This is a genomic window from Sphaerisporangium aureirubrum (assembly GCF_042658925.1).
Classification (GTDB): domain Bacteria; phylum Actinomycetota; class Actinomycetes; order Streptosporangiales; family Streptosporangiaceae; genus Sphaerisporangium; species Sphaerisporangium aureirubrum.
In genome coordinates this window covers 29,531-39,952 of the sequence record NZ_JBHSRF010000020.1, presented here as the reverse complement: position 1 = coordinate 39,952, position 10,422 = coordinate 29,531, and the positions used below count along the sequence as shown (strand labels likewise).

General features: G+C 68.5%; 8 protein-coding genes. 3 read left to right on the top strand and 5 right to left on the bottom strand.

The annotated features are described in order from the left end of the window. The first annotated feature begins 431 nt into the window (after positions 1–431). Positions 432–2,006, top strand: coding sequence for an AfsR/SARP family transcriptional regulator (locus ACFP1K_RS16385; protein WP_380753481.1), 1,575 nt, complete (start codon positions 432–434; stop codon positions 2,004–2,006). Positions 2,007–2,709: 703 nt separating this feature from the next. On the opposite strand, the gene ACFP1K_RS16380 is transcribed toward ACFP1K_RS16385, so the two are convergent. The 4 genes from ACFP1K_RS16380 to ACFP1K_RS16365 form a co-directional block, all read right to left on the bottom strand. Beyond that, positions 2,710–3,543 (bottom strand): ParB/RepB/Spo0J family partition protein, encoded by an 834-nt coding sequence (locus ACFP1K_RS16380; RefSeq protein ID WP_380753478.1) that lies wholly within the window; start codon positions 3,541–3,543, stop codon positions 2,710–2,712. 462 nt (positions 3,544–4,005) lie between these two features. Further along, on the bottom strand, positions 4,006–4,794 hold the full coding sequence (locus ACFP1K_RS16375) for an ABC transporter permease (RefSeq protein ID WP_380753475.1): 789 nt from the start codon (positions 4,792–4,794) through the stop codon (positions 4,006–4,008). Beyond that, positions 4,791–6,206, bottom strand: a complete 1,416-nt coding sequence (locus tag ACFP1K_RS16370) for a hypothetical protein (RefSeq protein WP_380753472.1) — start codon at positions 6,204–6,206, stop codon at positions 4,791–4,793. The genes ACFP1K_RS16375 and ACFP1K_RS16370 overlap by 4 nt, the downstream gene beginning before the upstream one ends. Then, the gene (locus ACFP1K_RS16365; RefSeq protein WP_380753469.1) at positions 6,200–7,138 is read right to left on the bottom strand and encodes an ABC transporter ATP-binding protein; all 939 of its coding nucleotides are present in this window, start codon (positions 7,136–7,138) and stop codon (positions 6,200–6,202) included. Before ACFP1K_RS16365 ends, ACFP1K_RS16370 begins: the two co-directional genes overlap by 7 nt. A gap of 169 nt (positions 7,139–7,307) precedes the next feature. On the opposite strand from ACFP1K_RS16365, the gene ACFP1K_RS16360 reads away from it, so the two are divergent. Next, entirely contained in the window at positions 7,308–8,378 is a 1,071-nt protein-coding gene (locus tag ACFP1K_RS16360) for a sensor histidine kinase (RefSeq protein ID WP_380753466.1), read from the top strand. Positions 8,379–8,439: 61 nt separating this feature from the next. Next, entirely contained in the window at positions 8,440–9,138 is a 699-nt protein-coding gene (locus tag ACFP1K_RS16355; RefSeq protein WP_380753463.1) for a response regulator, read from the top strand. 100 nt (positions 9,139–9,238) lie between these two features. On the opposite strand, the gene ACFP1K_RS16350 is transcribed toward ACFP1K_RS16355, so the two are convergent. After that, a complete protein-coding gene (locus tag ACFP1K_RS16350; RefSeq protein ID WP_380753460.1) occupies positions 9,239–10,336 on the bottom strand; it encodes a sugar ABC transporter substrate-binding protein in 1,098 nt (365 codons plus the stop codon). Positions 10,337–10,422 lie beyond the last annotated feature (86 nt).

The following is a 10,422-nucleotide window of genomic DNA, read 5'->3' as shown; positions in this document are numbered from 1 at the left end:
CACACCACGGCTCACGTACCGCGACGATAAATTACGTCGTTCATATTTCAACTTGATTTCAGTGTGATGTCTGTTGCGACACCCGGGCTCGGCGTTAGAGTAAGCGGGCCCTCGACACATTCGCACACTATGGGAGACATGGCAGATGTGTCAGCTATCAAAACCGGCATCTCTCAGGAGGTGGCATGCTGGAGTTCGGTCTACTCGGACCGTTCACTGTCAAGCTCGACAACAAGGTCGTCCCGATTCCAGGCCGGGGCCCGAAAGCGGTGCTCGCGCTCCTACTGCTGAAGCCCGACACCGTGTTATCGACGACGCGGATTATCGACTCGCTCTTCGACTCGGAAATGACCGACATAAATGAAGGGAGACTGCTCAACCGGGTGCGTATTCACATATCCCGGCTACGCGCGACGCTGGAACCGTGCAAAGTGTCGATCACTTCGGTCGACGGAGGGTACGTGCTGCGCCTGCCGCCGGACACCGTCGTCGACGTGACCGAGTTCAAGCGCCTCGCGCGCCAGGGAAGGGCGGCGTTACAGGGCGGCCGGCACCACGAGACCGCCAAGCTGCTCAAGATCGCCGACCAGACCTGGCGGGGCTCCGCGCTGACCGGCCTCACCGGCCGTTACTTTCAGGCCGAAGCCGACCACCTGGAACAACTCCGGGTGGACACCATCGCGGACCGCATCGAGGCGGCCCTGGCCCTCGGGAACCACGCCCAGGTCACCGAGGAGCTGCACGAGCTCATCAGGGACCACCCGCTCAACGAGCGGTTTTACGGGCAACTGATGCTCGCGCGCCATCGCGCCGGGTACAGCGGCGAGGCCCTCCAGGTGTTCGCCGACCTGCGTGAGGAACTGGTGGACAAGCTCGGCACGGATCCGAGCCCGGCGTTGCAGGGGCTGCACGAGCAGATCCTGCGCCAGGCGCCGTCACTCGGGGTGATCACCCCGGCGGCGCAGATGCCCCGGCAGCTGCCGGCGCGTCCGCGCGCCATCGTGGGCCGACATACCGAGCTGAAGGAGATCCGCGTGGCGCTGGAGCAGCGAGAGCCGCTCGTCGTCATCAGCGGGCCCGGGGGCATCGGCAAGACGACCCTCGCGTTGGAGGCGGCGCACCAGATCTCCGGGGAGTTCTCCGGCGGGGTGCTGTTCACCGACGAGCCGGAGGATCCGGCGACGGTTCTCACGAGGTTCCTCCGCGCGATGGGGGCGGCGGACATCCCCGTGGGGATCAGCGAGCGCAGCGCCCTGTTCCGGTCCATGCTGACCGGACGCCGGGTGCTCATCGTCATGGACAACGTGACCGGAGTGCAGCAGGTACGGCCGATCATGCCCGGAGATCCCGGGAGCGCGGTCATCGTCACCAGCCGTTCACCGCTCACGTCGCTGCGGTCCTGCCGCACCACGCTCGGCCCGCTCCCGGCGGAGGCCGCACGCGGCCTGCTCACCAGGGGCGCCAGGCACGGGGATCCGTGGCAGGAGCACGAGGCGGCCGGACGGGTGGTGGAGTACTGCGCCGGGATCCCCCTGGCGATGGACATCGCCGCCGCCAAGCTGGCCGCCAAACCGCACTGGACGATGAAGCAGCTGGCCGACCTGCTGTGCGACCACACCACGATGCTGGACACGCTCAGCCACGACGACCGGGCGATGCGACCGGTCCTCGCGGGGGACTACGAGACACTGAGCTCCGCGGCGCGCTCGCTGCTGCGGAAAGTCGGTTACCTGGGGGCCAGAGTGATCGACGTGTGGATGGCCGCAGAGGTGGAGGACGTGTCCGAAGCCGAGGCCATGCGCAGGCTCGACGAATTGACCGACGCCCATCTGCTCCGCGCGGAACTGGACGGGGAACGTAGTCTTTACTACTGCCACGACCTGATCCTGGCCTTCGGCCGGGAACGCGCGCTGGACGAGGACGATCCCGCAGTGCTGGCGGACGCGGCGAACAGGGGTTTTCCGATCTCCGGCGGTGAGTGCGGGCACGCACTGCTGAGCAGGTGAACACCCGGACCCGGCGCCCATGGCACCGGTTCCGCACAACGGGGAAGACGGGGAGACGGGGAAGCGCGACCGATGCACACGAGGCCGTCGCAGGAGTCCGGGAGTGTTTTTAAATTCACTCGGGACGGCGTGGCCAGGGGTCGCGATCGTTTCGCCGAGGGGTCGGCGCAGTTGTCTTAAAATTACGGCCCGGTCGTCGCACCGGGCCTCCCACCTGCTCATGGAGGCGCCCGCCCCCGCCGGCGAGGCCGGCACAGGGCGCCCCGGAGCGAACGGGGCGAAAGCCGCCCGGCGGTTCTGCGCCGCCGGGCGCCATGCCGGATCCGGGGCCGATGCCGGACCACCTGCCGCCTGACCGGCAGGCGGCGACGACCGGTCCGCCAAGGACGGCCGGCGTTCTGAGACAAGACAGGGAAGACCGGGGACCGGGCGAAACAAACGCCCGGTCCCTTTCACTTCACTGAAAGTCGTTTCGGACAGCACAGTATTTGACCGATGCTCCTGACGTGCTTACCGGGGTTTCCCTGTTTCACGAATTACTTCGTTTCATCCAGAGAGGGGCAGCCTTATGTCCGGCCTTGCGGTGGCCGTCCGTTTTAGGCCGCACTGTCACAATCAATTGACCCGGGCGGGGCCGACGTCCGTCGAATCCGGTCGCCGTGCATATCGCCAGGGTCGCTACGCCGCCGAAAAGGCGTCTCTTTTACCGATGTGACAGCTCGGAACCCACCAGATGCCTCAGGGCATCGCTGAGTAAGCGTTGCGCGGCTACATCCTGGGTCATTCTTTCCTGCTTCGCGTACAGTTGCAGGGTTCTGTGTTCCTCCGGGCTCAGTGTTACGATGATCTGTCGGGGCTTCTTCTCCGTGGACGCCTCTTTGAGCAACACCGTGACCGGCGTCTCCGGATTCTGTTGTTTGGACTTCAGCACGCTGCGGCGCTGGACCGCGGTCATGTTGGACAGCCCCGCTGCCAGCGCCTTCACTTCGTCCTGGGCCATCTCCACCGACGAGTCGGTGAGGTCCTGGACTTTCAGCGCGACATCGAGGCTCGCCTCTCCGGAATCGACCATGTTCTGCAGGACCGGCGTCAGCCGGTCGTATTTGATGTGCTTCCGGACCTCGTTGTACGGCAACCCCGTCTCTTCAGCCACCATCCGCGCGCTTCCGTACCTACGGTACAAAGCGGTGCACCCGTCGATGATGTCCCTGCTGTCGAGATCGACCCGTACGAGGTTCTCGGTGAGCGACAGAACTCTGGCGGTCGTGAGATCGACCGCCTCGTCGATGATCGCCGCGAGAATGCGGCTCCGGCCGAGGATGCGATGCGCGTGTACGCGCCGCTGCCCCATGAGTACTTCCAGTTTCTGTGGATCCTGCGCGTGCGGACATACAACGATCGGCTCTAGCATGCCATGCCGTCGGATACTTTCCGCTAATTCCTCTATCCCCTTATCCGCCCCCCGTACACGGGCTTGGCCCTCACTGAGTACCAAGCTTTTAATAGGAATCTCACGAATCGCCCGAATAGCTGGCATCAGTCCCCTTCCCAGCAGCGTTGATCACGGGACGTACCGTTGATCTTGGGAGAGTACTGGGCCATCTTCACATATCCATCAAAGCCAGTTCAAGGCCGCCCACGCGACGGCCACACCCCCTCCGGCCTGTGGAAACCGCTGTCGGGCGACGCGCTGCTCGACCGACCAACGTAACGAAAAGGACAGTTGACCCGAAACCTCGTAGGGGGAACCCCTGCCCAGCTCATGCGAGGTGGCGGCCACTCTACGAGCTTGATTCATGTTCTGTCCCCGGCGGGAATGACCGGGAGCTTGACAACCGCCTCCGACCTGGGATGTTCACTCTGCGTTGTTATGGCGGTCCGAATAGGACATATAGGATTTGCACCAACTAGTTACAAGCTGTAATAGTCTCCTGACAATTTGTGAAGATTCACTGGTCATGCCCTCGGGCGGTGGCTCCCCAGCCCCACCGCCCTCAGCTCATGCCTCCCGCCTCACGAACAGGACCCCGCCCACGAGCATCGCCACGGCCGCGTAGGCGGCGAGTACCCCGAGACCGGGCCACGGCCCGATGGGCAGGAGGTCCAGATTCCGGGTGGCCTGGATCGCCAGGCCCGCCGTCATCGGCGAGAGCCGCTGCAACACACCCAGCCACTGCGGGTCGGTCACGAACGTGCTGATCACCGGGATCACGTACAACAGGGTCAGCACGGCGGTGATGCTCACCGCCGTGTCCCGGAGCACGGTCGACACGCCGAGCGAGAGCAGCGCGATCAGCGCCAGGTAGAGCACCGAGCCCACGACGGCGCGCAGCGTCGGGCCGTCCGCCAGCGACAGCGGCGGGTACCCGTTCTCGGGGGTGAACCCGTTACGAGGCATGATCACCCCGCCGACCAGCAACGACCCCGCGACACCGGCCACGCCGGTCGCGAACACGATCCCCACCACCACGGCCGCCTTGGTGAACAGCACCATGACCCGCCGCGGCATCGCCGCGAGCGTCGTGCGGATCATGCCGTTGCCGTACTCGTTGCTCATGAGGAGCACGGCGAGCACCACCACCACCGCCTGGCTCAGCCACACGCCGCGCAGGCTCAGCCGAGCGGTGTCCTCGAAGCACGTGGTGACCGTCGGGCACTGGGCGGTGGTGACGGCGGCCGTCGCGCCCGCCGTCGCGACCACCGTACCCACGGCGATCGCGACGGCCAGCCACGTGTTGCCGCGCAGCGTGCGGGCCTTCGTCCACTCGGCGCGCAGAGCGTTTCTCATGCTTCCTGCCGCTGGACCCGCCAGATCGCCACGCCCAGCGCCACCGCCGCGTACGCGCACAGCACCGCGAACCCGGGCCACGGGCCGATCGCGGTGTCGTACCGCGTCAGGGTCTGCTGGATCGCGAAGCCGGCGGCCGGGGTGACGGCCTCCAGCCACTTGGCCACGGTCAGCGGCAGCGCGGTGCTCGCCACAAGCGGCACCAGCAGGAGCAGCAGGACGGTGGTGATCGCGGCCGTGCTGCGGCGCACGATGGCGGCCACCGCCAGGCTGAACACCGCGACGACCGCCATCAGCGCGGCGGTGCCGATGACCGCGCGCAGCACCTGCGGGTCGGACAGCGTCGCGGGCGCCGCCTTGCCCTTGGCGATCATCGGCGAACCCACCACGAACACGACGAACGAGGCGACCAGCCCGACCACGAACGTGGCCCCGCCGAGCACGACCGCCCGGGCGGCGAGCACCCGGCCGCGCCGCGGGCTCGCGGTGAACGTCGTCCAGATCAGGCCCTGCTGGTACTCGGTGGTGATGAACAGCACGCCGAGCGCCACCAGCGCCATGATGCCGATCATCGCGCCGGACAGGATCGTCTTGGTCTGGTCGGTGGCGAACTGGTAGAAGCCGATGTCACCCGCGCCGACCAGGGAGAACGACGTGGCGTCCGGCGCGACCGTCGCGTTCTCGCTGTTGCTCTTCCACGGCGCCAGCTGCTGCGGCCGGGCCGGCTCCACCTTCACGTTGTCGAAAGACGCCTTGCCGAGGTTGGTGGTCTCGCTGATGTCCTCGCCGCCGAACTGCCGGAACAGCTTCAGCGCGTCGGGCGACGCGACGAACACACCGGTCTCGACGGTCGGGCCCATGCCTTCGAGCCGGACGGTGCCCACCTTGCTCCAGGACCTGCCGTCCGCCGACTCGAACCCGGTGACCGAGTCCCCCGTACGGGTGAGCTTGAGCCAGCGCGGGGCACCGCTCATGCTGCCCGGCAGGTCGGTGACGAAGTTGGACTGCAACCGCACGCCGTTGCCCGGCGTGATCATCAGCGCGGCGTACGCGGCGCCCGGCTGCGCGCTGACCCGCATCATCAGGCCCGCCTTGGCCCACGGGTCGTTGCGCTCCTGCGTGGTCACCCGCGCGACGAGGCTGCCGTCGCCGGTCAGCGGGCGGTGCACGTAGCTGCCCGCGTCACGGAACTGCGGTGAGATGCCCGCGGTCGAGCCGTCGCCGCCCGCGCTCTGCGCCCCCGCCCCGGCCGCGAGCAGCATGCCGACCAGGATGGTCGCCGCCGCCGCGGCCAGCATCGTCAGGCCCCAGCGGGGCACCGACCGCAGTTTGGTCCACTCCGCGCGCAGCAACTGCGGGAAGCCGTCCCGCGAGCTCTGCACCGTGCTGCGGTACGGCGTCATCGTCACCACGACGGCACCCCCTGGCCGGCCGGAGTGGCCTGGAACTCGACCGAACCGTGGGTGAGCTCCAGGTACGCCTCCTCCAGCGTCGCCCTGCGCTCGGCGATCCCGGAGAAGGACACACCGTTCTCGGTGAGCATGGTCACGATCTTCCCGACCGGCATCCCGGTGACGGTGACCTCGTCGTGCTCGGTGGCCGCGACCGTCGCGCCCGCGCCGTTCAGCACGGTGATCGCCTCGCGGACCTGGCCGGTGCGCAGCGTCACCCGGCCGTCGGAGGCCTTGGCGAGCAGCTCCCGCACGCTGGTGTCGGCGATGAGCCGTCCCCGGCCGATGACCACCAGGTGGTCGGCGCTGCCCTCCAGCTCGCCCATCAGATGGCTGGACACCAGCACGGCCCGGCCCTGCTCACCCAGCTTGCGCAGCAGGTTGCGGATCCAGATGACCCCTTCGGGGTCCAGGCCGTTGACCGGCTCGTCGAAGATGAGCACGGGCGGGTCGCCGAGCAGGGCGCCCGCGATGCCGAGCCGCTGGCGCATGCCGAGCGAGAAGCCGCCGGCCGGCCGCTTGGCGACCGCCGCCAGCCCGACCAGTTCGAGCACCTCGTCCACCCGGCGCGCGGGCAGGCCGTTGGAGTGCGCCTGCCACAGCAGGTGGTCGCGGGCGTTGCGGCCCGGGTGCAGGGCGGACGCGTCGAGCAGGGCGCCGACCTGGCACAGCGGGGTGCGCAGCTCGCGGTAGTTCTTGCCGCCGACCAGCGCCGTGCCCTCGTCGGGGTGGTCGAGGCCGAGGAGCAGGCGGATGGTGGTGGACTTGCCGGCGCCGTTCGGCCCGACGAACCCGGTGACCTGACCCGGCCGCACGGTGAATGACAGGCCGTCTACGGCCACGGTGCCACCGTAGCGCTTCCGCAGCCCGTTGATCTCGATGGTTGCCTCCATGCTGCCGAAGGCTACGGAGCCGGGGGTGTCCACGTCGTCCCGCCCGGTGACCGTCTTCCGCGTCCCGGCCTCAGGGGACCTCGGCGCGGCGCGTCCCCCTGGCGGGGGATTCCCGCCGTCTTCGCGCGGGGGATGCCAAGCCGCCGCCGTAGTGGTGAGAATGGGTCGCGTGAAGCCGACCAGCCGTATCCTCACGGCCGGTCCCAGGCGGCTCTACCTGATCGGCCGCGGTCTCGCCGACGAGTCGGACCGGCCGCTGGTGGCCGGCATCGCGCTCGGCCTGCTCTCGACCATCGAGACCGTCATCCGCACGGACGGCTCAATGGTGATCCGGCCGATCGCCATGGTGCTCGGCCTGGCCGCCACCCTGCCGCTGGCCTTCGCCACCCGTTTCGTCGTGCCCGCGGCGGCCACCATCACCACGGCGACGTTCCTGACCGCCCTGGTCTACCGCTGGGGCCCGACCGTGACGGGCGTGGTGGCGCTGCTCGCGCTGTGGCTCCCCCTCGTGCACCAGCGGGCCAGGCGCCGCCGCGCCGAGGCCGCGGAACGGGACACCGCCCGGGAGGAGATGGAACACCGGCTGCTGGAGCTGACCGCGCGCAGCGAACGGGCCCGCATCGCCCGCGAGCTGCACGACGTGGTGGCCCACCACATCTCGATGATCTCGGTACAGGCCGAGGCCGCGCGGCTCACCTCTCCCGGCATGCCCGAAGAGGGCGCGATGCGCCTGCGCGCCATCGGCGACACCGCCCGCACCGCGCTCACCGAGATGCGCCGGCTCCTCGGCGTCCTGCGCGAGGACACCGAGACCGAGCCCCCCACCCGGCAGCCCCAGCCCGGCCTTCAGCAGTTGCTGGACCTCATCGACGAGACCCGCGCGTCCACCAAGGTGAGCACCCGCCTGATCGTGCGCGGCGAGATCGTCCTGCTGGATCCGGGTGTGGAACTCACCGCGTACCGCATCGTCCAGGAGGCCCTGACCAACGCGCGCAAACACGCCCCCGGCGCCGCCATCGACGTGGAGATCCGCTACACCGACGACTGGCTCCACGTACGCGTCCGCGACCTCGGCCCCGGCCCGGTGGGCAGGACCAAGAACGGCGGCTACGGCCTGCTCGGCATGCGCGAACGCGTCGCCGCCGTCGGCGGCCGGTTGCGCACCGGCCCCGCGCCCGGCTCCGGCTTCCTCGTCGAAGCCGCCCTGCCCGCGACCCGCCCGGTGGGCGGCCACGAATGAACCACCCAGGGGGACACCTAGTGAACATGGCACCGCGCACGCGACCCAGCGGAGCGTGCCCGTGACCACCCAACGATCGGTACGCGTGGTGGTGGCCGACGACCAGGAGGTGGTCCGCGCCGGCTTCGCCGCCCTGCTCAACATCCAGCCCGACCTCACCGTGGTCGGCACCGCCGCCGACGGCGCCGAAGCCGTGGCCCTGTGCCGCGAACACCACCCCGACGTGGTCCTGATGGACGTCCGCATGCCCACCATGGACGGCATCGAGGCCACCCGCCGCATCACCTCCGACACCACCCGAGGCGAACCCCCCCGCATCCTCATCCTCACCACCTTCGACCTCGACGAACACGTCTACGACGCCCTGGTGGCCGGCGCCAGCGGCTTCCTCCTCAAGGACGTGACCGCCGAACACCTCTTCGACGCCGTCCGCGTAGTGGCCTCCGGCGGCGCGTTACTGGCCCCCGGCGTGACCCGCCGCCTCATCAGCGAGTTCGCCCGCCTACGCCCCCGCATGGCCTCCCCCCTCCTGGCCGAACTCACCCCCCGAGAAATCGACGTCCTACGCCTAGTAGCCGAAGGCCTCACAAACGCCGAAATCGCCCCCCGCCTGGTAGTAAGCGAAGAAACCGTAAAAACCCACGTAAGCCGCGTCCTCCGCAAACTAGGCCTACGCGACCGCGTCCAAGCAGTGGTAACCGCCTACGAATCCGGCCTGATAGTCCCCCGCTCCGAAGACCGCGGCCCCCTCCCCCGCTGACCCACCCCACCCGGCACTACGTCCCCTCCCGCGGGCCCCCCTCGGCGTCCCCCGTCGGCTCCCCCGTCCCGCGCGCGGGGGACCAATGCCGTAGCGCGGGTCACTGGAGCGGGTGAATCGTCGTGGGAACGAGGATCTCGGTGGCGACACGCTCACCGGCACGCATACGGAGCAGCGCGTCGACGGCCTCCTCCGCGATGCGCCGGGGGCTCTGCACGATCGTCGCCCGCAGAGGGGTGGCACCGGCATCGATGGCCGCGACAGCCTCGCTGATGCCGTCCACGCCGATAATCACCAGGTCGTCATGCCGCTTCCCTGCCGCCGTGTGCATCTGGACCGCGTCCACCGCGCCAAGCGCCATCTCGTCGTTCGTGCAGAAGATGGCGTCGACGCGGTCCCCGTGTCGTTGCCGGTCGGTCAGGTACCAGTCGACGATCCGCCTTGCCCGATCCCGGGCGAACTGACCGCGCGGATTGACCTCCAGTGCCACTGAGGGCACCTTCTCCCGCAGCACCTCGGCGAACCGCTCGTGCCGTGCCGCCTGTGCGTCGCCCCCGACAGCCAGCACGACCGGCGTCCCGTCCGCGCGGTCGAGCAGCTCACCGGCTACCCATCGCGCTGCCCGCTCCCCGATCTCGTCCGCGTCGCAACCGACGAACACCACCCGCTCGGGATACTCCTCCGACGCACGGAAAGGGGGCACGTCCACGAACACCACCGGCAGGCCGATAGACGCGCAGAAATCCGCCAGCTCAGGCCTTATCCGCTCCGGATGCGCGACGACGAAGAAACCTCCCGCGTAGGAGCGCCGCTTCCTGAGTATCGACTCCAATTGCAGAAGCTGCCCTCGGGCACTGCCGTCGTAAGGGGGAAGTTTCACCACCAAGTCGATGCCCTGATGGTCCAGTGACCGCGCCAAGTTCTCCAGCAGATCAGCGAGCCAGCGTGTATGTGTGTACGCGGAGATCATCACAAACGCCTGTGCCGGCCTGCGGTAGAAGCGACGGGCCACAAAGAAGGCCAGCAACGCCACAGCGGGCGTGGCGCCCACGAGCACCCAAGCCAGCGGCGACCTGCCCAGCCCCGGCAGAGCCGCCGCAGCGAGCACCTGTGCGCCCACCGCCAGAATGATCCCGCTGACCAGCGAGATCACCAACTCGATCAGCAGCTCCGCATGGCGGCTCCGTCTGGCGTTCACGCTGACTCCATACAGCGATTGTGTGAGGTTCCTGACAAAGGTCAAAGGTGAGGGCACACCGAGGTATCCCCGTACTCCTCCTTGTG

Bases quoted from the DNA above. Each gene is read 5' to 3' on its own strand.
- ACFP1K_RS16380 (WP_380753478.1), bottom strand. From the start codon at position 3,543: ATGCCAGCTATTCGGGCGATTCGTGAGATTCCTATTAAAAGCTTGGTA.
- ACFP1K_RS16375 (WP_380753475.1), bottom strand. From the start codon at position 4,794: ATGAGAAACGCTCTGCGCGCCGAGTGGACGAAGGCCCGCACGCTGCGC.
- ACFP1K_RS16365 (WP_380753469.1), bottom strand. From the start codon at position 7,138: ATGGAGGCAACCATCGAGATCAACGGGCTGCGGAAGCGCTACGGTGGC.